Source organism: Pedobacter jeongneungensis, from assembly GCF_039538295.1.
Classification (GTDB): Bacteria; Bacteroidota; Bacteroidia; order Sphingobacteriales; family Sphingobacteriaceae; genus Pedobacter; species Pedobacter jeongneungensis.
The window spans coordinates 58,847-81,914 of record NZ_BAABBY010000003.1; the positions used below are offsets into that span (position 1 = coordinate 58,847).

Here is a 23,068-nt window from a genome sequence, read left to right on the forward strand (position 1 = left end):
CGATATAGTTTACTCTTTTAATATTTTGGCGAGTACTTTATCCAATTTTGCTTTGTCTTTCATATAAGCTTCTAAATCATACAGTTGCACCGTTTTAAATTCTATCGGGTGACTTTCGCTTTGCAAAGAAATATAACCAGATTTTAGCGGTTTGCCGTCTATTTTAACTTTCGGATCAAAGTTGGAAACGTTGCCGCCACCAATTTGAGGTTTGGTATATTCCAGAACAACCTCGCCTTCAATGATGTGTTTTACAACCGAATCGCCCAGCACTAAAAACTCTGCTGTTACCCATTGGTCGCCTGCATAGGTCTTAGATTTAGAATCCAGGCAGTGTGGGGTAAATAATTTACCATTATAATTAATTAAGGTTCCCGGGGTACAAACATTACTGGTATGGCGCTCGTGTTCGCCATCGCCACCCAAAATTTGTCCTTCAATAGAGATGGGAAAATCCTGGTTTTTTAACATCGTGGCCGGATCCTGGCAGTGCAGCATGGCGCCGCTGTTCCGGGTTGCCCAGCCTTCGCCACCTTTAGCCTGCTCACCAACAAAACGATAGGTTACTTTTAAAAGATAGGCTGAAAAAGGTTTTTTATAGAAAATATGTCCGTATTGCTGGTCAAATTCCTGGTAACCATCATAACTTACTTTCATTACCCCGTTTTCTACACGGAAAGTATTGGCATAATTTTCTTTATAATCGTGTTTGGCAATTTTGATGTTCCAATCTTTTAAATCTTTCCCGTTAAACAGATTGATCCAGCCTTTTTGGGCATTGGCATTTAACATAATGAGGGATAGAAATAATACGGTAAGGTAAATTGATTTTAATTTCATAGCAACATTTGGGTTAGGTGCTAAAAATATGAAATTTTTTCTGAAGTCAATGATTCAATAGGTGGGATAGTTTATGGTTGATAGCCGAGGCGATCCTAACTAAAATAAACAACTGGTTGTTCCTTCGGTATGTCACCCTGAGCGGAGTCGAAGGGTTGGTAGTTAAGTCTGGTGGCCCATAGCTCAGGTTTCAGTTCACCAGTTTAAACAATTAACCAGTTAACCCAATAAACCAATGACCAATAAACCAATGACCAATAAACGAATGACCAATAAATGAATGACCAATAAATGAATGACTAATAAATGAATGACTAATGACAAGTGAACTAATGAAACATCCGCTAATGAACCAAAAAAGGATTTACCTTCTCCAACGCAAAGTCCAGTTGTTCTTCTTGTGTCAGGTCGGTATTGTCTAAAATAATGGCATCATCGGCCCTCACCAGCGGACTTTCTTTTCTGGTAGTATCAGCATAATCACGGTGTGCCAGATTTTCGAAAACCTCTTCCAGTGTCGTTTCGTTGTTACCTTTACTTTCCAGTTCCTTAAACCTGCGTTCGGCCCTGATTTTTGGATCAGCCGTCATAAAGAACTTTACCGGTGCATCAGGAAAAACGGTGGTACCAATATCGCGGCCATCCATCACGATGTTTTTCGATTTACCCATACGCTGCTGTTGTTTTACCATTTCATGACGCACAATTTTATGCGCCGAAACTTCGCTTACATTTTCAGAAACGGGCATCAAACGGATCTCGTCAGAAATTTCTTCACCATTAAGGGTAATGTGCGATTCGTAATCGCGGGAGTGGAAATTCAGTTCGATATGCTGTAGCGCGTCAACAACTTTAGCATCATCAGATACATCAATATTATTCCTTAAAAAATATAGCGTAACGGCACGGTACATCGCTCCGCTATCTACATAAATAAAACCTAATTTTTTAGCCAGCGCTTTCGCTAACGTACTTTTTCCGCAAGATGAATAGCCATCTATTGCTATTACCAGGTTTTTCTTCATCGTAGCGCAAAGGTAAAAAATAGAAAGAGAATGCTGAATTTTTTGAGGATATAAAGATAGATTCTAAACAAGCTCATGCTAAAACATTGATTTGCTGATTGTGTTTATAGTAAAATTAAATACACTATTATGTTGTTATCTGAAAAAATGCTGGCGGCTCTGAATAACCAGGTTAAGCTGGAAGCCGAATCATCGCAAGTATATTTGGGGATTGCCTCGTGGTTAGAAACTCAACCAGGCCTGGAAGGATATACCGAGTTTTTCTACCGCCAAAGCGACGAAGAACGTCACCACATGTTAAAGTTGATCCACTACATTAACGACCGCGACGGACATGCCATTATAACCGCCCTGGATATGCCAAAAAATACATTCGGACAGGTTATAGAGGTTTTCCAGGATTTTCTTGATAACGAATTGCTGGTATCGAAAAGCATTAACGACCTGGTAGAACTTTCGCTTAACGAAAAAGATTACCTCACCTTTAAATTTTTGCAATGGTATTTAGATGAACAACTGGAAGAAGAAAAAATGGCAAAAACCATGTTGGAAAAACTACAGTTGGTGGGCAGCGACAGGGGCGGAATTTACCAGTTGGATAAAGATATTGTGGGTTTACGCACTAAGGTAAGCGAAACCAAAGAAGGAGAATAAGCTATTTTTATTCGCAAATTCTTACTTTTGCAGCATGTTGCCTGCAAGAGAAGAAATTTTACGGTCTGTTACTTTCAAAACTTCCAGAAGTGGGGGTAAAGGTGGACAAAATGTAAATAAAGTTTCGAGTAAGGTAGAGCTTATTTTCAGTATTGATGCTTTTGAACATTTTAGTGAGGAAGAAAAAGCACTTTTGAAAGAAAAACTTCAGCGTCGTTTAGATGCTGAAGGACTTTTGCACATCGTGTCGCAGGAAGATAGAAGTCAGCTGCTTAACAAAGAGAAAACCATTGTAAAACTGATCGATTTGTTAAAACGATCGCTTATTGTACAAAAAAAAAGAAAACCGACTAAAATTCCCAAAGCGGTTATCGAAAAAAGATTAAAAAATAAAGCCTCTACCTCCGAAAAGAAGAAAAACAGGAAAATGACTGAATTTTAATGGCTTAAACATAATTTTCTACTATTTATTTAGTTGTTCTCTTAAGTGTTTTGAGAAAGCTTATCAAAGTTTAAAATTTGTGCGTGTCAATGGCATAAAAATTGACGGTGCTGGCACACACACAAATAATTAAACCAAATGAAAAAAACTATTTTAGCGCTGGCCCTTATGGCCACACTTGCTGCCTGCAAGAAAAACTCAGAAGAAATTCCAAATCCGGTTCCCGAAGAAAAATTATCGCCTGATATTGCTTTTACTGTTAAAGGAGCCACACAAGAAACACAGCCTTTATACCGGCCATCCGTAAAATATAGTTTTTTAGGCAATGGATATGATGTTACGGATAAATTCGATGATGCTGTTTCTGTAAGAGCTGGTGTAGTTGACATTCCTGCTTATGATGCCAGCGGTAAATACAGGGTTAACCTAGCGGGGGGAACTCAAAGTTCGTGGACCACCACTCAGGCTGAAAGTGCGGTAGATCTGGCAACAAAACTTTCTAATTCATACGATGCAACCAAGGGCTTAAAGCTTTTTGGAAACACGATCGATAAATTTCCGGGCACTGATATTACGGATAAAAAATATGTCTACGGGTATTATTCTTACTATATGATATGGAAGAGATATAATTTTGATGAACAATTGCGTGTGAATAATTATTTAACAGCTGATTTTAAAAGGGATATTACTTTATTAAGCACGCAGGAACTTATTAATAAATATGGAACACATGTACTGGCGGAAATAAAAATAGGCTCTAAATTCGATGTTGTTTATCAGGCAGAAGCGCCTCAGAATGGAAGAAGGGGGAATATTATTATGGAAGGATTGCGTTATACACTAAAAAGAACATTTGGTTTGCCTACCGGCTACCTGGATGAGCCTAACCTCCGCGATTTAAATGATAATACTTCAGCTCAGATTTATTACAGTTCAACCGGTGGCGATATCAGTAAACTAAAAACCGAAACGATAAATAACAGGTTAATTTTGAACATTAACAATTGGGTAGCTTCCACAACTGAAGATAAAGCGACTTTTATAGGCGCTACCGATGATGGTTTGATTCCGCTATATAACTTTATTGATGATGCAGTTAAAAAAGCTGAAGTGAAAGCTTACCTCGATCAGTATTATGCGTCAAAAACAGTAAAACTTAAAAATTAGTAAAAATAAAGGGGCGATTTAATCGCCCTTTTTGTATAATTTCTACTTCTCAAATTCAAAATAGAATTTAAGGCCTGATCTCAATTTTGGTTCCGATTTTTACAGCAGTAAACAATTCATCTATTTCTGTATTGGTTAAAGCCATACAGCCGTTGGTCCAGTCGAAAAGCCTTTGAAATTTACCAATAAAACCTATATGGTTTCTGATTCCATGTATTTTGTCGCCACCCGGATCCTTGCCTAGTAATTTGGCCGTGGCTATATCTTTTGCATTCGGATAAGATACCCCCAGGTTTTTGTGATAGCCACTGTTCGGATTTTTAGCATTAATGGTATAAATACCTTCAGGCGTTTTTTCGTCGCCTTCAAATACTTTATGTCCGGTAGGATGGTCGCCTAAAGAAATCTCATACGTTTTGATTAGTTTTTGCTTTGAATAAGCCAGCAACTTCCGGTTGGATTTTTTTACAACGATATAATCAATTTCGGTATTACCAGGAAGTTTTTTTTCAGGATACAGATTGTAAATAGCTGCAGCAGCAATAACGAGTAAAATGGCAAAAACAATTACTTTTTTCATACAGTAAATTTATTTTTTTCATTTTCAATAAACCTTTACCAGTTTACAGTTGGCAGTTTTCGGTTTTCAGTTAATGCCTCAATTAACCGATTAAACAGTTAACCAATTAACCTTTACCAGTTCACAGTTGGCAGTTACCAGTTAATTCCTCAATTAACCGATTAACCAATTTAAACAGTTAACCAATTAACTCTTCCCAAACCTATAATACAAGCTCAAACCACCGTAATTCTGTGCTTTGGCAACACTTTTTACCTCTTTTGTTTTAAAAATCACGTTAAAATCAGCAGTAAATCTTCTCGAACTATAATTTACACCAAATTGTTGCTCAAAAACAATAGGTTTTACCCCAAACGTAACCGGACTATTGTTGTTAAACAAACTTCCCTGTATCGTAGCATCATAAGCCACAAAATTAAGCTGCGGTTTTACATAAAAGAAAAATTCCGAATTGTTCAGGCTTTTAGTTTTCGAATTCCCGATTACTGCATTATGGTAAGCACTGTTAAACAATTGATTTAATTTGCCAATCCTAATAAGTGCAGACGCACCCAAACCAGAAAAAGTGGTACCTAAATTGGCATAACCCTGTCCGCTGATATCAAAAACAGGATCTTCGGGCCTGAAAAGTAATTTGCTATAATTTGCGGCGAAATTTACAGCTAGTTCGTTTTTAATCTGATAGTCCCAGCCTGCCGGAGTGTAGAAACCAACGGTTTTATGGAGAAAACGCTGCGCATCCTGGGCAAGCGAGTTAGGGCCAACCGTACCTACCTCTACACTGGTTTTTAACACACTTTCGTTTTTATAGAAAACCGAATAGGCGCCACCAGCATATAAATATCCCGCAAAAGGCCTGTCCTGGTCTTCTTTGTTGGGTACCTGCCCCCAGTAAGGCGTGTACATTTTCTGTCCGGCAGAAATTTCGAAAGTCTTTTTTTCTATTTTATCAGAAAGCTTTTCGGTATTTAGTGCCCTGCGATAATAAATAAATAAGCCGTTGGTGTAGTAACGGTCGTTTAAAGTAGCCAGATAAGCATCGTTTTCAGTTTTAAAACCAAATTCGTTTTTAAAAGATTGAGCAAAACCGGTTGAAACAACCAGACAAAAAACTATAGTGGATAAAATTGATTTCATAAAAAAAGTCCCGATGATTACCGGGACTATAAAAGTATTTATTGTAATTGGATTTTTGACTGTTAATCAAAAAGATTTACCAATTAGTTTACAATCGGAGCAATTTTAATGCTCAAATCCAACGGTTTTTTAACCTTGTTTTTAGTTAAAGCCAGTTCAATTACCTCGCTCATTTCGGTTACATAGTGGAATGTTAAATCTTTGATGTAACTTTCTTTGATCTCTAAAATATCTTTACGGTTGCTTTTGCAAAGGATAATTTCTTTGATATTTGCCCTTTTTGCCGCAAGTATTTTTTCTTTGATACCACCCACCGGAAGCACTTTTCCACGCAGGGTAATCTCACCTGTCATGGCTAAATGTTGCTTTACTTTACGCTGTGTAAATGCCGAAGTTAAAGCCGTTAGCATGGTTACACCTGCCGACGGGCCATCTTTTGGCGTAGCACCTGCCGGAACGTGAACGTGAACATCCCAGTTATCAAATAAAGTATAATCGATGCCGAATTCTGCAGCATGGGCACGTAAATAAGCCAGAGCAATTACTGCTGATTCTTTCATTACATCGCCCAGGTTACCAGTTAAGGTCAGTTTTCCTTTACCAGGACTTAAGCTCGACTCGATGAATAAAATATCGCCACCCACACTTGTCCAGGCTAAACCCGTTACCACACCGGCAACTTCATTGCCTTCGTACAAATCTTTATCGAAAATCGGTGCACCTAAAATACGCTCAACATCATCATTGGTTAGGTTAGCTTCATAGGTTTCTTCCATGGCAATTTTTGTGGCTACACCACGCACCAGCGAACCTATTTTTTTCTCTAAACCACGAACACCCGATTCTCTTGTATAATCTTCGATCACTTTCTCAATCAACGCAGGTTTGAGGTTGATGTCCTTCGTCTGCAAACCATGATTTTCTTTCTGTTTTGGCAGCAGGTATTTTTTGGCAATCTCTATTTTTTCTTCAATGGTATATCCGTTTACTTCAATAATTTCCATACGATCTAACAAAGCAGGTTGTATGGTACTTAAAGAATTTGCGGTGGCTATAAACAGGATATTCGATAAATCGTAATCCACCTCTACATAATGATCGTAAAAAGCATTATTCTGTTCAGGATCCAAAACCTCGAGCAAAGCTGATGACGGATCGCCACGATGATCGGTACCTACTTTATCAATCTCATCTAAAACGAAAACAGGGTTATCTGCGCCAGCTTTTTTGATGGAAGAAATAATGCGGCCTGGCATTGCACCAATATAGGTTTTACGGTGACCACGGATTTCGGCTTCATCGCGGATACCACCCAAAGCCATCCGCACATATTTACGGCCTAAAGCTTTGGCAATTGATTTACCCAAAGAGGTTTTACCCACTCCCGGAGGGCCAACCAGGCATAAAATCGGCGCTTTCATATTACGCTTTAGTTTAAGAACGGCCAGGTACTCGATAATACGCTGCTTTACTTTTTCTAAACCAAAGTGATCCTTATCTAAGATGCGCTGTGCTCTTTTCAGGTCGAAATTATCCTTTGTAAACTCACTCCAGGGTAAATCAAGAAGCAGTTCAAGGTAATTTAACTGTACCGAATAATCGGGAGCAGCAGGATTCATCCTGCCTAATTTATCTAATTCCTTGTCAAAATGGTCGGCAACGGTCTGTGCCCATTTTTTCTTTTTGGCTTTTTCCTGTAAAGCATCAAACTCTAAATCGGCCGAATTACCGCCCAGCTCTTCCTGGATGGTTTTTAACTGCTGATTTAAGAAATAATCACGTTGTTGCTTATCCAGATCGGTACGCACTTTAGACTGGATCTGGTTTCTCAGTTCCAGCATCTGCAGTTCTACCATTAAAAGCTCCATTACCTTTTGTGCCCTTTCCTGCAATTTATCCATTTCGAGGATTTTTTGCTTATCGGCCATTTCGGCATTCATGTTTGACGAAATAAAATTGATCAAAAATGAATTGCTCTCTATATTTTTAAGCGCGATGCTGGCCTCGCTCGGGATATTCGGAGAAAGCTGGATAATCTGTGCAGACATCTCGCGGATAGAGGCGATCAATGTTTTGAACTCTTTATCTGCCTTATGTTTCTGCTCTTCAAACTTTTTAACAACGGCTTTAATATAAGGCTCGTTCTGTACTTCTTCTATCAGGCTGAAACGTTGTTTACCCTGTATAATTACAGTGGTATTTCCGTCAGGCATCTGCAACAGTTTAATAATGTTTGCAACGGTACCAACGGTGTTAAGTTGCTCAAAGGTAGGGTCTTCTATCGAAACATCCTTTTGAGATACCACTCCGATAATTTTATTTCCCTTATAGGCTTCCTTAATTAATTTAATTGATTTATCCCGGCCAACTGTAATGGGAATCACTACGCCCGGAAATAAAACGGTGTTTCGCAAAGGCAATATGGCCAATGTATCAGGGGTTTCCTCATTGTTCATTTCCTCTTCGTCCTGCTGAGACATTAAAGGGAAAAACTCGGTATCTTCGTTGATGATTGGCATTGCTGACTGGAAATCAAATATATCTTGTTTACTCATTATCACATTTTCCGCTAACGACAAACTGGCAGTTTAATCGTATTCACTTTGTTTAATTTTTGTATTAAGTTAATAAATTCAACTCTTGTGCCAAAGTGAAAATAGTATTAATCTTATGTTAAAAAGGCAGAGTAACATAAATATTTCCATCAATATCATATAAAGCGGATTTTAGCGTTAAAGCTAATGTTTGGCGCATTTGGTTTTGAATGAAAGAAAATTAAAACTTTTAAATTATCAGAATAGAATTATATTGCGAAAAAATTCTCCTATAATTTAATAGGCGTTTGATTTGTTAAACTTATTACTCATACATGAACTATTTTAAAAAGGCGATTTTAGGACTTATTATTTTTTCATCTACCGCTAGTTTTGCACAGAGCAATTACGAAAGGAGTATGCAGGCAATGATGAAAGGGGACTATAAAACCGCTGCTGCGCAACTGGAAAAAGCCGATCTTAAAACTCCTGATAATGCACAGGTTTTACAGATGCTTGGATATTCATATTTTCAGAACCGCGAATATGAGAAATGTATTGCCACTTACAGCCGTTTATTAACCGTTAAACCAACAGAGGTTTCGGCTTATTATTACCGTGGAATTGCCCGGTTAAAAATTGCCAACGATCCTAAAGAATCGTTAAATACCATGCGCGAAAACTTTTATCTGGCATCTCTCAAAGATTTTACAAAAGCCATAGAGATTAATGGCGATGAAGATGCACAGATGTTTCAGAACCGTGGCTTAGCTTACAAGGATTATGCAATTTTTAAATCGTTTAAAGCCAAGAAAAAAGAAGAGAAAACAGCTTGCGTGGCATTATTCAATAATTCAATTGCCGATTTCCAAAAAGTATTGACTTTGCAGCCGTTAAGGAAAGATATTATTGATTGGGTTACTTATGATAAAGCGCAGATTGCGAGCTTGAAATAATAACCGGCCAACAAAAGAAAAAGGGATCTGAACATATTCAAATCCCTTTTTTTATTTCAATTTTCCAATAATTGAATATTTCTTTTCATTTAAAAACCTTATTTTCTGCTGTTTTTTGATGGCATACAAACTATCAGGATAATATGTTAAAGTATCCTGAGATTGATATAAAATGTTTTTATTATCAATAATGATCTCCACCTTTTCCACTTGCTGATTTTTCTCTGTTACAGAAATTTTCTTGATCGGAATTTTTTTACTGTCAGAGGTGTAAACATTAATTCCGTTCTGTTTAACCGTTTTAAAACTTCCCTTCCATGAAGTTTTATTGATGTCAGCATTAACAAAGATGGCCAATTCTTTAGTCCAGTCGTTAATTTTTGATTTTTTGTTTTCTGAAGTTCCGTTTATGCTTACAGTTTTGTCCACATCAGGGTTTAACTGCTGCATGCGCGAAATTTCTTTCCCGAAATAGCCTTTTATGTCAAAATATGTCAGATCAGTATTTGCTTCAGCTTCTTTTCGCTGATTACAGGAAAACAAGGCTAAAGCAAATACCAGGATATACAGTTTTTTAGTCATTATACTAAAACGTTTCCTGTCATTTCTGCTGGAATGGCGACACCTAATATTTTTAAAACAGTAGGGGCAATGTCGCCCAATTTACCATCAGCAATGGTTTTGTAATCGTTATCAATTAAAATACAAGGAACCAGGTTAGTGGTGTGCGCAGTATTGGCAGAACCATCACCATTTACCATAAACTCTGAGTTTCCGTGATCGGCCAGAAGAATAAACGAATAACCGTGTTCTAAACCTTTTTTTACCACTTCTTCAGCGCATTTATCAGCAGTTTCAACAGCTTTAATTACCGCTTCAAAAACACCGGTATGGCCTACCATATCCGGATTGGCAAAGTTTAAACAGATAAAATCGGCCCAGCCGGTTTCCATTTCTTTGGTAATGGCTTCGGTAATGCCAGCAGCACTCATTTCAGGCTGAAGATCGTAAGTAGCTACTTTTGGCGAAGGGATTAAAAGACGTTTCTCGTTAGTAAATTCGGTTTCCCTACCGCCAGAGAAGAAGAAAGTCACATGCGGGTATTTTTCAGTTTCGGCAATGCGGATCTGGTTTTTATTATTATTGGCCAGCACTTCACCAATGGTTTGGGTTAAATCATCTTTAGTAAAGATTACATTTACCTTTTCAAAACTCTCATCATAAGTAGTCATGGTAACGTAGTACAAAGGCAGTTTATGCATTTGCTGCTCGGGGAAATCTTTCTGTGTTAGGGCAGTGGTAATTTCACGGCCTCTATCAGTACGGAAATTGAAACAGATTACCACGTCATCATTCTGGATGGTAGCAACGGGAGCGCCATTATCCTGTGTTAATACAACCGGTTTTAAAAATTCATCAGTTATACCTTCAGCATATGACTTTTTGATCGCAGCCAAAGCATCCTGGGTTTTTTCGCCAACACCATTTACCATCACATCATAAGCTTGCTTTACGCGCTCCCAACGGTTATCGCGGTCCATTGCATAGTAACGGCCAACCATGGTCGCTAATTTTGCACTGGTATTTTGAATATGATTTTGAAGATCGGTAATAAAGCCTAATCCCGAATTTGGATCGGTATCTCGGCCATCTAAAAATGCGTGCACATAAGTATTGGGTACGTTTGCTTCGTTAGCTGCATCGCATAAAGCTTTTAAATGCTCGATGTGGGCATGCACACCACCGTTTGAAACCAGCCCTATAAAATGGACAGCTTTATTGTTTTGTTTAGCATAATCGAATGCGCTCAGCAAAATGGGGTTATGGTGTAATTCTCTGTCGGTAATCGATTTATTGATTCTTCCAAGTTCCTGGTAAACCACACGGCCGGCACCTAAGTTCATATGTCCAACTTCTGAGTTTCCCATTTGTCCTGCTGGCAAACCTACTGCCTCACCAGACGCTTCAAGCTTAGAATTTGGGTATTTTTGTAATAACGAATCGAAAAAAGGAGTGTTGGCAGCATAAGCAGCATCAGAATTGTCTTGTTTTCCGTAGCCCCAACCATCAAGGATTATCAGCGCGAGTTTTTTATCGTTTACCATCTTTATTGTAAAATTTATTGATACCTGTTAAAACATTTTCATGCATAACATGTTTTAGTGTTTTGTTTATATGGCAAATATAACTTTATTGATGCTTATACAAATTAAGAAATCCTTTTTTTGATATGCTAATGGCATAATTTTAGCTGTAGGGTTCTGTATAAAATACAGAAATGATCCGGAGCTTATTTTTATTCATTATTAGTTTGTCATCGTTATATAGTTCTAAAGCCTTCCAGGCTGATATTATTGATGATTTATCCTCGTATTTTAAAGCTGGCAACGCTAAAGAGATTGCCAAAAGTTTTGCGTCTACGATCGAACTGATCATAGTTGATGAAGAAGATGTCTACTCAAAAGCACAAGGTGAACAAATTTTGAGAGATTTTTTTGTGAAACATCCTCCTGTTAAAACCAGTATTTTTCATAAAATTAATACCAATCCAAATTATCGTTTCGGCGTAATTATCCTTAGCACCGCTAAAGAAACTTTTAGGGTTTCCATTACGATGAAAAAATTTAACACCAGTTTTTCGATCACTGAATTAAGAATTGAACCTGTTAAGGATTAAGCTAAATCGGAATTCGGAAAAGTTTTGCCAAATAATTCTTATTTTTGCGGCATAAAGCCTACGTTTTGGATATTCAACTTATACATCAATTTATAAAAAATGCCCTTACCGAAGATGTTGGTGATGGCGATCATACTTCACTTTCAACCATTTCTTCCGGTACACAGGGAAAAGCAAAACTCATTATCAAAGAAGAGGGTATTTTGGCCGGAATCGAATTGGCTATTGAGATTTTTAAGGAAGTTGATGCTGATCTGAAAGTTGATGTACTATTGAAGGATGGCGCTGCAGTAAAAGTGGGCGATATTGCTTTAACCGTTTCGGGAAGCACACATTCTATTTTAATTGCAGAGCGTTTGGTTTTAAACTGCATGCAACGCATGAGCGGTATTGCAACAAAAACCCATCGCATTGTTTCGCTGCTGGAATCAACTAAAACCAAAATTTTAGATACCCGCAAAACCACACCCGGACTTCGTTATTTAGAAAAATGGGCCGTGCGAATTGGTGGCGGCGTAAACCACCGCATCGGTTTATATGATATGATTCTGATTAAAGATAATCATGTAGATTATGCCGGAGGAATTGCGAATGCCATTACAGCTGCGCAAAAATACCTTGCCGATAAAAATAAAAACCTGCAGATAGAAGTCGAAGTGAGGAATTTAGAAGAGCTGAAACAGGTTTTAACCATTGGTGGTGTAGACCGGATTATGCTTGATAATTTTAGCTTTGAAAACCTGAGGGCAGCAGTTGCCTTAATCGACGGTAAATTTATCACAGAAGCTTCCGGAGGAATAACCGAAGAGAATGTTGCAGAATATGCAGCTTGTGGTGTCGATTTTATCTCAATGGGTGCGCTAACACACTCTGTAAAAAGCCTGGATATGAGTTTAAAAGCATACTAAAGTGATTTGCTATAAAATTAAAAGCTTATTTTTTGTATCATTGTAGGCTATGGTTACGGTTTATTCTCTCAGCGCACTATTAATTGCTTACCTTTTTGGATCTATACCAACAGCTGTATGGCTTGGTCAGGCCTTTTATGGGGTTGATGTAAGGGAATACGGAAGTGGTAACGCTGGCGCAACCAATACATTCAGGGTGTTGGGCAAGAAAGCCGGAATTGCCGTAATGATTATTGATATTGCAAAAGGTTATACCGCAACCAATCTGGCCTATTTAATCGGCATGTCGGTAACCGGACCACAAAATTCAGTTGTTTTTGTTAACTATCAGCTCGCACTGGGTGTAACCGCGGTAATGGGGCATTTATTCCCTGTTTTTGCCGGCTTTAGGGGAGGAAAAGGAGTGGCTACACTTTTTGGAATGGTTTTGGCAGTAAACTTTGAAGCATCTATGCTTTGCGTTCTGGTTTTCGTGGTGGTGTTGTTATTAACCAAATATGTTTCATTAAGTTCCATCTGTGCAGGCTTTACATTTCCGCTAAGTGTGGTCTTTTTGTTTCAGGTTTCCATCAAATCTGAAGTGCTTTATGGCATGGTGGTTTGTATTTTAATCCTGGTAACCCACCAAAAGAACCTCGAAAGATTGCTGAAAGGCAAAGAATCCAAAGTGTACTTGTTTAGGAAGAAAACTAATTAATTAAACAAAACACATTTCATTAAAACTTATTTATTGGCTTGCTGTTTAATCTTCGGTTTTGCTTACAGGTATTACTAATCATTTAAAATCGCATTTATGAAAAAGTTATTTTTAACAGCAAGTGTTGCTGGTATTTTATTATTTAACTCATGTTCTACCGTTCCTTTAACAGGCCGTAGTCGATTTGATTTAGTTAGTAACGATCAGGTTTTGCCAATGGCATTTCAAGCTTACAGTACTTTCCTGACAGAAAATAAATCAACCGTTTTGCCCGCTTCAAGTGCACAGGCATTAAAGGTTAAAACCATCGGCAGCAGGTTAATTACTGCTGTAAAATCTTATATGAACAGCAATAACTACGGTAATTTAATTGCCGATTACCAGTGGGAAGTTAACGTAGTACAAAACAATGAAAAAAATGCATGGTGTATGCCAGGTGGTAAAATTGTTGTTTATACGGGTATTTTGCCGGTAACACAGGATGATGCTGGCTTAGCAACGGTGATGGGCCATGAGATTGCACACGCTATTGCTGGTCACTCAGCTGAACGTATGTCGCAGGAAATGGTTGCTCAGGGTGTTGGTGCAGCTGCAGGTGTTGCTTTGTCTAAAAATCCAAAAACACAATCTATTTTTAATACTTTGTATGGCGTTGGTACCCCGGTGGCGATGTTGAAATTCAGTCGTAACCAGGAGCTGGAAGCCGATCGTTTGGGATTGATTTTTATGGCTATGGCCGGATATAATCCACAAAGTGCCACTGCTTTCTGGAACAGGATGTCGGCTGCTTCTGCCGGAGCACAAAAACCTGCTGAATTTTTAAGTACACACCCAAGCGATGCTACCCGTATTGCACAAATTCAAAAATATTTGCCCGAAGCACAACAGTATTATAAGAAATAAGTGGAAGCTTGAAAGTTAAAGGTAAAAGGTGGAAGGTTTTGCAAAGTGCAGAATATTCCACCTTTTTTTTATCATTTTCCCAAGTTACCGTCATTTCGAGCGGAGTGGAGCGCAGTCGAGAAATCTAACAAGCAGGATATACTGGATAGATCTCTCCCTAAGACTGTTCACTTAGTTATAGCTAAAATTGTTATTTTGATCAGAGTGAGACGCTACGACGAAAAAGAGATAACATAAATGAAATGATTCTTCACTGCGTTCAGAATGACAAACTATGTAATAAACAATGAACTACTGACCAATGACTAATGAACGAGTCAACTAATGACTATTGAACTAATCTCTCAAAACCTTCAAAATAGCACTGGCTTTCAGCAAACATTCCTCATATTCTGAAGCCGCATCACTTTGGTAAGTAATCGCTCCTCCAACCTGAAAAGACAGATATTTTGATTCAGTATTATATAAAATACTGCGGATAACCACGTTGAAATCGAAATCTCCATTAGGACTGATACAACCGAAAGAACCCGAATAAATGCCTCTTTTGGTTACTTCGTATTGCTCAATCAATTTCATGGCTTTAACTTTCGGTGCGCCCGTCATTGAACCCATTGGGAATGCATTTTTTATGGCATCGATAAAATGGATTTCAGGGTTTAATTCGCAACTAATGGTAGAAATCATCTGATGAACCTGAGGGAAGCTGTAGATGCCAAATAACTCATCAACCTTAACCGAACCTTTAACGGCTGATTTTGTAAGGTCGTGGCGTACTAAATCCACTATCATGACGTTTTCTGCCTGTTCTTTAATATCGTTTCTTAACCGCGATTTTATCGCTTCATCCTCTTTAGGGTTCAGACTTCTTTTTGCAGTGCCTTTTATGGGTTGAGAAATCAGTTTTGAACCGCGTTTGCATAAGAACCTTTCAGGCGTTGCCGATAAGATATATTGATTATAGATTTTAAAATAGCCAGCAAATGGGGTAGGAGAAACTGTATTGAGCAGTTCGAAAGTTTGGACAGGATCTATCTCCGCATTTTCAGCAAAAAACTCCTGGCAGAAATTAACTTCGTAGATATTGCCTCTTAAAATATGATCTCTTAACGCTTCTACTTTATCGATGTATTGATCTTTTGATAATCTTTGCGAAATCTGTAAAGTTTCCGATTCTTTCTGTTTTTGCGGTTGAAACGATTCAATTTCTTCTAAAACCGTTTCCTCTCCGAGCAATATTTCAGCTTTTCCTTCTTTAAAAGCAATTAAGAAATTCGGTACAAAAAAATATAAATCCGGAAAATTTAAGCCGTCAGGATTATTAGATTGAAGATCTTCTGTTTCGTTTTTTAAATCGTAGCTGAAAAAGCCGAAAATCCACTGTTTATGCTTGTTGTAAAAGCTTTTCAGGTGTTCGAAAGCCTTTCCTGTTTCACATTTTAATTCATGTTTAACACCGGCTGCAATGATAAAATCATAGGCTGAATAGTCATCTTTATAATTATTGGAGTCTAAGAAACAGCAAACCTCGAACTGATTGGCCCAGTGTAAAGCTTTTTGTTTAAAATCGGGTATGTTTTGCAGGGTTTTCAAGCTGCCGCAAAGGTAAAAATAGAGATGATAATTGTAAGAAATTAATTTTTATCTTTTGGAACGACTTCTTGATTTTCTCATAGCACTTTCATTAGATAAATCGTCATTTCGAGCGGAGTGCAACGCAGCCGAGAAATCTAACTAGAGATACTTCTAGATAGATCTCTCCATTTCGCTGTGCTACAGTCGAGATGACGACTTGATGGTAAATAGCGAATGACGCTTCAAACAAAAAAAGCAACCCGTCATGGGTTGCTTTCATTTATTGTTACTTGAAGAGTATTTTAATGTAATTCTAAAGTTTGTGCCCTGTCTGGTCCAACTGAAAGGAATTTAATTGGCACTTCCAGTTCTTTTTCCAAGAACGCGATGTATTCAGTTAATTTAGCTGGAATTTCATCAACAGAGGTAATTTTGGTTACATCAGTAGCCCAGCCATCAATTGCTTTTAATACTGGTTTTGGTTCGATAGAAATGATGTCATACGGCATGTAATCAATCGTTTCGCCATTATATTCGTAGTGGGTACAAGCATAAATGGTATCGAAAGTATCCAAAACGTCAGCTTTCATCATAATCAATTCGGTTACACCGTTTAACATGATGGCATATTTTAATGCAGGAAGATCAATCCAGCCACAACGACGTGCTCGACCCGTAGTTGCACCAAATTCGTGACCTAGTGAACGTAAATTTTCGCCAACTTCGTTATCTAACTCGGTAGGGAAAGGCCCCCCGCCAACACGTGTGCAATAAGCTTTGAAGATACCATAAACCGCACCAACTTTATTAGGCGCAATACCTAAACCGGTGCAAGCGCCAGCTGTTGTGGTGTTGCTCGAAGTTACAAAAGGATATGAACCAAAATCTACATCCAGTAATGTTCCCTGTGCACCTTCAGCTAAAACGGCTTTTCCTTCTTTTAAGAAGCCATTAACATAATGTTCGCTATCAACATGCGGGATGGTTTTTAAGAATTCGATCGCTTCAAAGAAAGATGCTTCTTTTTCGGCCAGTTCATATTCGAAACCTTCGTAATGAGAAAGAATTTCGGTATGTTTTTCAACTAATTTAGCATAACGCTCTTTAAAATCAGGTAGGGTCGTATCACCAACGCGTAAACCATTACGGCCGGTTTTATCCATATAAGTTGGACCAATACCTTTTAAAGTTGATCCGATTTTATTTTTACCCATGCGCGCTTCGTTAGCTGCATCCAGTAATTGGTGGGTGGGTAAAATTAAGTGTGCTTTACGGGCAATTACCAGTTTACCATCGGCAACAGGATCATGACCAGCTTTTTTTAAATTATCTAACTCTCTTTTTAGGATAATAGGGTCGATTACTACGCCATTACCGATGAGGTTCATAGTTTTTTCGTTAAAAATTCCTGAAGGGATGGTGTTTAAAACGAATTTTTTGCCATCAAACTCTAAAGTATGTCCGGCATTTGGGCCACCCTGAAAACGGGCAATAAGATCATATTTTGGACTTAGTACATCAACGATTTTTCCCTTTCCTTCATCGCCCCATTGCAGGCCGAGAAGTACATCTACTTGCGTCATTATTAATAAATTAAGCTGGTTTTATTTGAATTTTGATTTAATTTGCTTCAATTTTTGCAGCGGTTGCTGCACTTTCGTTTACTTTTCTGGCCATACTGCAATCAGAGCAGAAGCCGTAAAGATTTAACGAATGGTGTTTAACATCAAATTTTAAAAGATCACCAACCATGGTTTGGATCTGGTGGATTCGGGGATCGCAGAATTCTACCACTTTACCACATTCGATACAGATTACGTGATCGTGCTGGCGGTAACCATAAGATTTTTCGAATTGTGCCATATTTTTACCAAACTGGTGTTTGGTAACTAAATCGCATGAAACCAGTAATTCCAAGGTATTATAAACTGTAGCACGGCTTACGCGGTACTTCTGGTTTTTCATATGGATATAAAGGGTTTCTACATCAAAGTGATCGTTTCTTGAATATATTTCTTCCAATATCGCGAAACGCTCTGGTGTTTTACGTAGATTTTTGTTTTCTAAATAAGCTTCAAAAATCTTGCGAACGAGCTCATTTGTTTTTTGTTCAGACATAGTATTTAAACTCCATTCAAAGGTAGGTAAATTGTTTGATTGTTCGAGCGTTAGATTGTTGAAATGTTGTAATAAGTCGGAGGTCAGGAAGTCAGAGGTCCGGAGTTTAAATCACAAATAGCTGCGATTATTTTTAAAATAATGACTTCTTACTCCGGACTCCTGACTTTCGGACTAACTAGGCATCAAACCTGGTCACCCCGGTAACTCCTCTAACCTTTAATAAATTTTTAATCAGGTTTTCGAGATGTTCGGTATCATTTACAAAAATCATAATCGAGCCATCAAATATTCCTTCGTTGGTGTCGACCGTAATGGAACGCATATTCACCTTAAAATCTGTCGAAATTACCCTGGTAATGTTGTTAATCAAGCCTACATCATCAATACCTACAATGCGCAGGCCGGTTAAGAAAGTGAGCTCCTGTTGTTTATTCCATTTTGCTTTTACTACGCGATAACCATAATTGGCCATCAATTGCGCAGCATTCGGACAGTTTGTACGGTGTATTTTAATGCCTTCACTTACCGTAATAAAGCCAAAAACATCATCGCCCGGGATTGGGTTACAGCAGGCCGCAAGTGTATAATCAATGCGCTGCATGTCTTCACCAATGAGTAAAATATCAGATTCTCCACCTTTAATTTTATTCTTAATCCCGTCAACAGATAAATTTTCAGGGCGTTCCGGTCCACGGTTTTCTACTTCTTTTTCGCTCGTCAGGTATTCTCTGATATCTTTCAGCTCGATTTTTCCGAGGGCTACATTTACAAAAAGTTCTTGTGTAGAAGGGAGTTTAAAGAAATAACTCAGTTTTTGAATGTTATCTGTATTGTAGGTTATTTTTAACGATTTTAGTTTTCTTTCTAAAATTTCCTTGCCATTTTCGGCAATTTTGCGTTTTTCTTCTTTTAAAGATGATTTAATCTTCGATTTCGCCTTTGCAGTAACCACCACATTCAGCCAATCTTCTTTTGGTGCCTGCTTGCTCGAGGTAATAATCTCTACCTGATCGCCATTCTGCAATTTATAAGAAATCGGAACCAGTTTATGGTTCACTTTAGCGCCGATACAGGTTGCGCCCACGTCGGTATGGATCTCGAAAGCAAAATCTAAAGCTGTAGCACCCAATGGCAACTGGATCAATGCACCTTTTGGTGTGAAAATGAAAATCTCATCAGAGAAAAGGTTCATTTTAAAATCATCAAGGAAATCTAAAGCATTGGCTTCGGGATTACTCAGCATTTCGCGTACTTTCTGAATCCACTGATCCAGACCGTTGTCATTGCTCGATTCTTTATACTTCCAGTGTGCCGCGAAACCTTTTTCTGCAATTTCGTTCATGCGTTGCGTACGGATCTGTACCTCAACCCATTGGCCGCGAGGACCCATTACCGTAGTGTGCAAACTTTCGTAACCATTTCCTTTTGGAGAAGAAACCCAGTCGCGTAAACGGTCCGGATTGGGACGGTATAAATCGGTTACAATTGAATAAGCTTTCCAGCAATCAGCTTTTTCATTTTCGGGAGCCGAATCCAGGATAATCCGGATGGCAAAAAGATCATATACCTCTTCAAAAGGAATATTTTTCTTTTTCATTTTGTTCCAGATGGAATGGATTGATTTTGGCCGGCCGTAAACATCGGCAACCAAACCCTGCTCGTGAACGATTTCATCAATCGGCTCGACGAATTTTTTAATGAAAAGTGCACGTTCTGCTTTTTTCTCATTTAATTTTTTGGCGATAAATTTATAGGTATCCGGATCAAGATATTTCATGGAAAGATCTTCCAGTTCCGATTTTATCGCATATAAACCCAAACGATGGGCGAGTGGGGCGTATAAATAAATGGTTTCGGAAGCGATTTTAAGCTGCTTATGGCGCGGCATAAAATCCATCGTACGCATATTGTGCAAACGATCAGCCAGTTTAATCAAAATTACCCTAACATCATCGGCAAGGGTAAGCAGCATTTTACGGAAATTTTCTGCCTGTAAAGAGCTGTTGGTGTCAAAAACGCCCGAAATTTTGGTTAAACCATCTATAATTTTAGCAGTTTTCTTGCCAAATTCGCGTTCAATATCTTCTAAAGTGATGTCGGTATCTTCTACCACATCATGCAACAGGGCACATACAATTGAGGTTGTTCCGAGGCCAATTTCTTCTGCCGCAATCTGTGCCACGGCAATAGGGTGATAGATATATGGTTCGCCGGATTTACGGCGCATATCTTTATGGCTTTCGAGCGCCATATCGAAAGCTTTCCTGATTTCTTTTTTATCGCCCTTTTGTAAAGTAGACTTGCTTGCCCGTAGTAATGCCCTATATCTTTTTAGAATTTCCTGCTTTTCCGCCTCTAAATCAATCACTAACTCTGTTTTCATTTGTGTTTTTTGCGTAAAAATTGCGTCTTATTTCTGAATAAAACTTATATTAGTTTTGTGAAACAACTAATATATGAAATAACACCTAACTTTGTAAAAGTATAAATTTATGAAATTTAAAGGGCTCTTTTTTCTTTGTATTGTAATGATTTGTAGCATTTCGCTATGGGCACAGGAGCCTGCTGCCCCGGTGTTTCCAAAAATGGGCAAAAGTGATACGATACGAGTGGCCTCAACAAATGATAATGGTGTAATGATTCCGTGGATGCAGCTTAATGAGGTAAGCATCTATGCAGCAAGGATATGGAAATCGCCGGCGGAGCAGGCTGCTTATAACCGCTTAAGATACAATGTGTTAAAGGTTATGCCCTATGCGCTGTTTGCCAAGCGCCGGTATGAGCAATTAGAGCAGGATTTGGCCAGAACACCGGAGAAAAAAGAGCAGAAACAACTGGTTAAGCAATGTGATAAAGAAATTAAAGACATGTTTAACCGCGAAATAAAAGAATTAACAATTACTCAGGGGCAGATTTTAACGAAACTGATCGACCGTGAAGTGGGGCGCACAACTTATGAAATTGTAAAACAGACCAAAGGTGGTTTTGCAGCATTTTCTTATCAGATTGTTGCGCGTGTGGTAGGACATAATTTAAAAAGCACTTACGATCCTAATGAGGACAGGGATATCGAATCGATTATCCGCACCTCAGGATTTTATCAATAACATATAATGCAGGAACGCATTCCGAATATTTATTCATTTAAGGTTAAGAAAATTAATGGCGAAGAACAGCCATTATCAGCCTACCGCAACAAAGTTGTTTTAATTGTAAATACAGCTTCCGAATGTGGTTTTACCCCTCAGTTAAAAGAATTACAGCAACTTAAAGATGAGATTAATCATCCTGATTTTGAAATTCTCGGTTTTCCCACCAACGATTTCGGGAAGCAGGAGCCTTTAAACGGTTCGGATATTGCTTCTTTTTGTGAGATTAACCATGGCGTAAAATTCCCTGTTTTTGATAAGATTATGGTGCGTGGTGCACATGCCCATCCGCTTTATCAGTTTTTGAGCGATAAAAAGCAAAATTCAAAGTTAAGTTCGAAACCCCGTTGGAACTTCCATAAATATATTGTGAACAAAAATGGCGAACTGGTAGATTATTTCTTGCCCTTCACCAAGCCACTGAGTTCGAAAATTAAAAAGAAAATTCAGCAGTTGCTGAACCAAAATGCCCAATAGAATACAGATGAAATTAGATATTTTAGTTATAGCCGTGCACCCTGATGATGCAGAGCTTTGCTGTTCAGGTACGATTTTAAAACATATTGCCCTCGGTAAAAAAGTTGGAATTGTAGATTTAACGCGTGGCGAACTGGGTACACGTGGTACTGCAGAAACCAGAGATGAAGAAGCAGCAGATTCGGCGAAAATTTTAGGCTTACATGCCCGCGAAAATCTGGGTATGCGTGATGGTTTTTTCCAGAATGATGAGTTTCACCGTTTGGAGGTGATAAAAGTGATCAGGAAATACCAGCCAGAGATTATTTTAAGCAATGCGTTGGAAGACCGTCACCCGGATCATGGCAGGGCAGGCGACCTGGTTTACGATTCGGTATTTTTATCGGGTTTGCCAAAAATCGAAACTTCGGTGGATGGTGTAAATCAGGAAGCACACCGCCCGAGGTTGCTGTTGCAGTACATACAGGATAGGTATTTAAAGCCTGATATTATTGTGGACATCACCGAACATATCGATAAGAAAATAGAGTCCATTAAGGCTTTTAAAACACAATTCTACAATCCTGATGTAGAAGGATTACAAACTTATATTTCTTCGCCGGAATTTTTTGAAAGTATGATTGGCCGTGCGAGGGAATTTGGTAAAAGCATCGGTGCTACTTTCGGAGAAGGTTTTACTTCGAGGAAATTGTTAGGTGTAGATAATTTATTTGATTTGAGGTAGCCAGTTACCTATCCGTCTTTTTCTCCCGTAATGGGAAAAATAAAAAAGGCAAGCCTGTACGGTTTGCCTTTTTCGTTTAAAACAGATGCTTATTTATTGGCGTCGAGATTACCTTTAATTTCACCAGCTTTGAAAGCAGCCTGAGTTTTAAGGTCATCAACCTTATCTGCAGCTTTATCTGCCAAATCGCTGGCTTTATCTTTCAGGTTTTCGCCCGTAGCTTCTGCATTTCCCTTGGCTTCGCCTGCAGCAAATGCGCCTTTTGTTTTTAACTCATCGTACTTGTCTTCAGCTTTGTCTTTTAACTCTTCGGCTTTATCTTTTACATTTTCCCATGTATCCTCCGCCTTGTCCTTAACGTCTTCCCAGGCATCTTCTGCTTTATCTTTTAGTTCGTTAAGTTTGTTTTTTGCTTTATCGAAGAAACTCTCTTCTTGGCCCTGATTTTGATTTTCTATACTCATGGTTAGTTAAATTTTTCAGGTTAACAATCCGAATC

Annotated in this window: 23 protein-coding genes; 11 read left to right on the forward strand and 12 right to left on the reverse strand. The window is 38.4% G+C overall.

What is annotated here, in order from left to right:
* Positions 1 to 9 precede the first annotated feature (9 nt).
* Both ABD769_RS06270 and cmk read right to left on the reverse strand, forming a co-directional pair.
* Positions 10 to 840, reverse strand: a complete 831-nt coding sequence (locus tag ABD769_RS06270) for a 3-keto-disaccharide hydrolase (RefSeq protein WP_344850349.1) — start codon at positions 838 to 840, stop codon at positions 10 to 12.
* Between the two features lie 344 nt (positions 841 to 1,184).
* The gene (gene cmk / locus ABD769_RS06275) at positions 1,185 to 1,865 is read right to left on the reverse strand and encodes a (d)CMP kinase (protein WP_344850350.1); all 681 of its coding nucleotides are present in this window, start codon (positions 1,863 to 1,865) and stop codon (positions 1,185 to 1,187) included.
* A gap of 129 nt (positions 1,866 to 1,994) precedes the next feature.
* On the opposite strand from cmk, the gene ABD769_RS06280 reads away from it, so the two are divergent.
* From ABD769_RS06280 to ABD769_RS06290, 3 genes are all read left to right on the forward strand, one after another.
* Positions 1,995 to 2,519 carry a ferritin gene (locus tag ABD769_RS06280; RefSeq protein ID WP_344850352.1) on the forward strand — a complete coding sequence of 175 codons (525 nt, stop codon included), beginning with the start codon at positions 1,995 to 1,997 and terminating at the stop codon, positions 2,517 to 2,519.
* Between the two features lie 34 nt (positions 2,520 to 2,553).
* Entirely contained in the window at positions 2,554 to 2,961 is a 408-nt protein-coding gene (arfB, locus tag ABD769_RS06285) for an alternative ribosome rescue aminoacyl-tRNA hydrolase ArfB (protein ID WP_425568850.1), read from the forward strand.
* Between the two features lie 138 nt (positions 2,962 to 3,099).
* Positions 3,100 to 4,131, forward strand: coding sequence for an MAC/perforin domain-containing protein (locus ABD769_RS06290; protein ID WP_344850353.1), 1,032 nt, complete (start codon positions 3,100 to 3,102; stop codon positions 4,129 to 4,131).
* Between the two features lie 67 nt (positions 4,132 to 4,198).
* Here the strand turns inward: ABD769_RS06290 and ABD769_RS06295 are convergent, their stop codons facing one another.
* The 3 genes from ABD769_RS06295 to lon all read right to left on the reverse strand — a co-directional run bounded on the left by ABD769_RS06295 (position 4,199) and on the right by lon (position 8,403).
* Positions 4,199 to 4,711 carry a L,D-transpeptidase family protein gene (locus ABD769_RS06295; protein ID WP_344850354.1) on the reverse strand — a complete coding sequence of 171 codons (513 nt, stop codon included), beginning with the start codon at positions 4,709 to 4,711 and terminating at the stop codon, positions 4,199 to 4,201.
* Between the two features lie 186 nt (positions 4,712 to 4,897).
* Positions 4,898 to 5,848, reverse strand: a complete 951-nt coding sequence (locus ABD769_RS06300; RefSeq protein WP_344850356.1) for a lipid A deacylase LpxR family protein — start codon at positions 5,846 to 5,848, stop codon at positions 4,898 to 4,900.
* Positions 5,849 to 5,931: 83 nt separating this feature from the next.
* Positions 5,932 to 8,403 carry an endopeptidase La gene (gene lon / locus ABD769_RS06305; protein WP_344850357.1) on the reverse strand — a complete coding sequence of 824 codons (2,472 nt, stop codon included), beginning with the start codon at positions 8,401 to 8,403 and terminating at the stop codon, positions 5,932 to 5,934.
* A 314-nt stretch (positions 8,404 to 8,717) separates the two neighbouring features.
* On the opposite strand from lon, the gene ABD769_RS06310 reads away from it, so the two are divergent.
* Positions 8,718 to 9,338, forward strand: a complete 621-nt coding sequence (locus tag ABD769_RS06310) for a tetratricopeptide repeat protein (RefSeq protein WP_344850358.1) — start codon at positions 8,718 to 8,720, stop codon at positions 9,336 to 9,338.
* A gap of 51 nt (positions 9,339 to 9,389) precedes the next feature.
* On the opposite strand, the gene ABD769_RS06315 is transcribed toward ABD769_RS06310, so the two are convergent.
* Positions 9,390 to 9,920, reverse strand: a complete 531-nt coding sequence (locus ABD769_RS06315) for a hypothetical protein (protein WP_344850360.1) — start codon at positions 9,918 to 9,920, stop codon at positions 9,390 to 9,392.
* A complete protein-coding gene (gene gpmI / locus ABD769_RS06320; protein WP_344850362.1) occupies positions 9,920 to 11,443 on the reverse strand; it encodes a 2,3-bisphosphoglycerate-independent phosphoglycerate mutase in 1,524 nt (507 codons plus the stop codon). Before gpmI ends, ABD769_RS06315 begins: the two co-directional genes overlap by 1 nt.
* A 206-nt stretch (positions 11,444 to 11,649) precedes the next feature.
* Here gpmI and ABD769_RS06325 point away from each other — a divergent pair, with 206 nt between their 5' ends.
* From ABD769_RS06325 to ABD769_RS06340, 4 genes are all read left to right on the forward strand, one after another.
* A complete protein-coding gene (locus tag ABD769_RS06325) occupies positions 11,650 to 12,015 on the forward strand; it encodes a DUF4783 domain-containing protein (RefSeq protein ID WP_344850364.1) in 366 nt (121 codons plus the stop codon).
* A 65-nt stretch (positions 12,016 to 12,080) separates the two neighbouring features.
* A complete protein-coding gene (gene nadC, locus ABD769_RS06330) occupies positions 12,081 to 12,923 on the forward strand; it encodes a carboxylating nicotinate-nucleotide diphosphorylase (RefSeq protein WP_344850366.1) in 843 nt (280 codons plus the stop codon).
* A gap of 49 nt (positions 12,924 to 12,972) precedes the next feature.
* Entirely contained in the window at positions 12,973 to 13,620 is a 648-nt protein-coding gene (gene plsY / locus ABD769_RS06335; protein ID WP_025143663.1) for a glycerol-3-phosphate 1-O-acyltransferase PlsY, read from the forward strand.
* Between the two features lie 96 nt (positions 13,621 to 13,716).
* A complete protein-coding gene (locus ABD769_RS06340) occupies positions 13,717 to 14,523 on the forward strand; it encodes a M48 family metallopeptidase (RefSeq protein ID WP_344850369.1) in 807 nt (268 codons plus the stop codon).
* Positions 14,524 to 14,859: 336 nt separating this feature from the next.
* On the opposite strand, the gene ABD769_RS06345 is transcribed toward ABD769_RS06340, so the two are convergent.
* From ABD769_RS06345 to ABD769_RS06360, 4 genes are all read right to left on the reverse strand, one after another.
* Positions 14,860 to 16,116, reverse strand: a complete 1,257-nt coding sequence (locus ABD769_RS06345) for an anthranilate synthase component I family protein (protein WP_344850370.1) — start codon at positions 16,114 to 16,116, stop codon at positions 14,860 to 14,862.
* Between the two features lie 284 nt (positions 16,117 to 16,400).
* Positions 16,401 to 17,681, reverse strand: a complete 1,281-nt coding sequence (locus tag ABD769_RS06350; RefSeq protein ID WP_344850372.1) for an adenylosuccinate synthase — start codon at positions 17,679 to 17,681, stop codon at positions 16,401 to 16,403.
* A 37-nt stretch (positions 17,682 to 17,718) separates the two neighbouring features.
* Positions 17,719 to 18,216 (reverse strand): Fur family transcriptional regulator, encoded by a 498-nt coding sequence (locus tag ABD769_RS06355; RefSeq protein ID WP_025143668.1) that lies wholly within the window; start codon positions 18,214 to 18,216, stop codon positions 17,719 to 17,721.
* A gap of 178 nt (positions 18,217 to 18,394) precedes the next feature.
* A complete protein-coding gene (locus tag ABD769_RS06360; RefSeq protein WP_344850375.1) occupies positions 18,395 to 20,602 on the reverse strand; it encodes a RelA/SpoT family protein in 2,208 nt (735 codons plus the stop codon).
* 109 nt (positions 20,603 to 20,711) lie between these two features.
* On the opposite strand from ABD769_RS06360, the gene ABD769_RS06365 reads away from it, so the two are divergent.
* Genes ABD769_RS06365 through bshB1 form a run of 3 tightly spaced genes read left to right on the forward strand, consistent with a single transcriptional unit; the run spans position 20,712 to position 22,569 of the window.
* Positions 20,712 to 21,326 carry a DUF4294 domain-containing protein gene (locus ABD769_RS06365; RefSeq protein WP_344850377.1) on the forward strand — a complete coding sequence of 205 codons (615 nt, stop codon included), beginning with the start codon at positions 20,712 to 20,714 and terminating at the stop codon, positions 21,324 to 21,326.
* Positions 21,327 to 21,332: 6 nt separating this feature from the next.
* Entirely contained in the window at positions 21,333 to 21,845 is a 513-nt protein-coding gene (locus tag ABD769_RS06370) for a glutathione peroxidase (RefSeq protein ID WP_344850378.1), read from the forward strand.
* 7 nt (positions 21,846 to 21,852) lie between these two features.
* On the forward strand, positions 21,853 to 22,569 hold the full coding sequence (gene bshB1, locus ABD769_RS06375) for a bacillithiol biosynthesis deacetylase BshB1 (RefSeq protein WP_344850380.1): 717 nt from the start codon (positions 21,853 to 21,855) through the stop codon (positions 22,567 to 22,569).
* Positions 22,570 to 22,658: 89 nt separating this feature from the next.
* On the opposite strand, the gene ABD769_RS06380 is transcribed toward bshB1, so the two are convergent.
* Complete coding sequence (locus tag ABD769_RS06380; RefSeq protein WP_344850382.1) at positions 22,659 to 23,033, reverse strand: YtxH domain-containing protein; 375 nt, start codon at positions 23,031 to 23,033, stop codon at positions 22,659 to 22,661.
* Positions 23,034 to 23,068 lie beyond the last annotated feature (35 nt).

Coding starts and splice junctions, on each gene's coding strand:
- ABD769_RS06290 (WP_344850353.1), top strand. CDS start 3,100: ATGAAAAAAACTATTTTAGCGCTGGCCCTTATGGCCACACTTGCTGCC.
- ABD769_RS06365 (WP_344850377.1), top strand. CDS start 20,712: ATGAAATTTAAAGGGCTCTTTTTTCTTTGTATTGTAATGATTTGTAGC.
- ABD769_RS06350 (WP_344850372.1), bottom strand. CDS start 17,681: ATGACGCAAGTAGATGTACTTCTCGGCCTGCAATGGGGCGATGAAGGA.
- ABD769_RS06270 (WP_344850349.1), bottom strand. CDS start 840: ATGAAATTAAAATCAATTTACCTTACCGTATTATTTCTATCCCTCATT.
- ABD769_RS06315 (WP_344850360.1), bottom strand. CDS start 9,920: ATGACTAAAAAACTGTATATCCTGGTATTTGCTTTAGCCTTGTTTTCC.
- plsY (WP_025143663.1), top strand. CDS start 12,973: ATGGTTACGGTTTATTCTCTCAGCGCACTATTAATTGCTTACCTTTTT.
- ABD769_RS06355 (WP_025143668.1), bottom strand. CDS start 18,216: ATGTCTGAACAAAAAACAAATGAGCTCGTTCGCAAGATTTTTGAAGCT.
- ABD769_RS06295 (WP_344850354.1), bottom strand. CDS start 4,711: ATGAAAAAAGTAATTGTTTTTGCCATTTTACTCGTTATTGCTGCTGCA.
- ABD769_RS06360 (WP_344850375.1), bottom strand. CDS start 20,602: ATGAAAACAGAGTTAGTGATTGATTTAGAGGCGGAAAAGCAGGAAATT.
- ABD769_RS06380 (WP_344850382.1), bottom strand. CDS start 23,033: ATGAGTATAGAAAATCAAAATCAGGGCCAAGAAGAGAGTTTCTTCGAT.
- ABD769_RS06370 (WP_344850378.1), top strand. CDS start 21,333: ATGCAGGAACGCATTCCGAATATTTATTCATTTAAGGTTAAGAAAATT.
- ABD769_RS06310 (WP_344850358.1), top strand. CDS start 8,718: ATGAACTATTTTAAAAAGGCGATTTTAGGACTTATTATTTTTTCATCT.
- ABD769_RS06340 (WP_344850369.1), top strand. CDS start 13,717: ATGAAAAAGTTATTTTTAACAGCAAGTGTTGCTGGTATTTTATTATTT.
- lon (WP_344850357.1), bottom strand. CDS start 8,403: ATGAGTAAACAAGATATATTTGATTTCCAGTCAGCAATGCCAATCATC.
- ABD769_RS06280 (WP_344850352.1), top strand. CDS start 1,995: ATGTTGTTATCTGAAAAAATGCTGGCGGCTCTGAATAACCAGGTTAAG.
- ABD769_RS06300 (WP_344850356.1), bottom strand. CDS start 5,848: ATGAAATCAATTTTATCCACTATAGTTTTTTGTCTGGTTGTTTCAACC.
- cmk (WP_344850350.1), bottom strand. CDS start 1,865: ATGAAGAAAAACCTGGTAATAGCAATAGATGGCTATTCATCTTGCGGA.
- gpmI (WP_344850362.1), bottom strand. CDS start 11,443: ATGGTAAACGATAAAAAACTCGCGCTGATAATCCTTGATGGTTGGGGC.
- arfB (WP_425568850.1), top strand. CDS start 2,554: ATGTTGCCTGCAAGAGAAGAAATTTTACGGTCTGTTACTTTCAAAACT.
- bshB1 (WP_344850380.1), top strand. CDS start 21,853: ATGAAATTAGATATTTTAGTTATAGCCGTGCACCCTGATGATGCAGAG.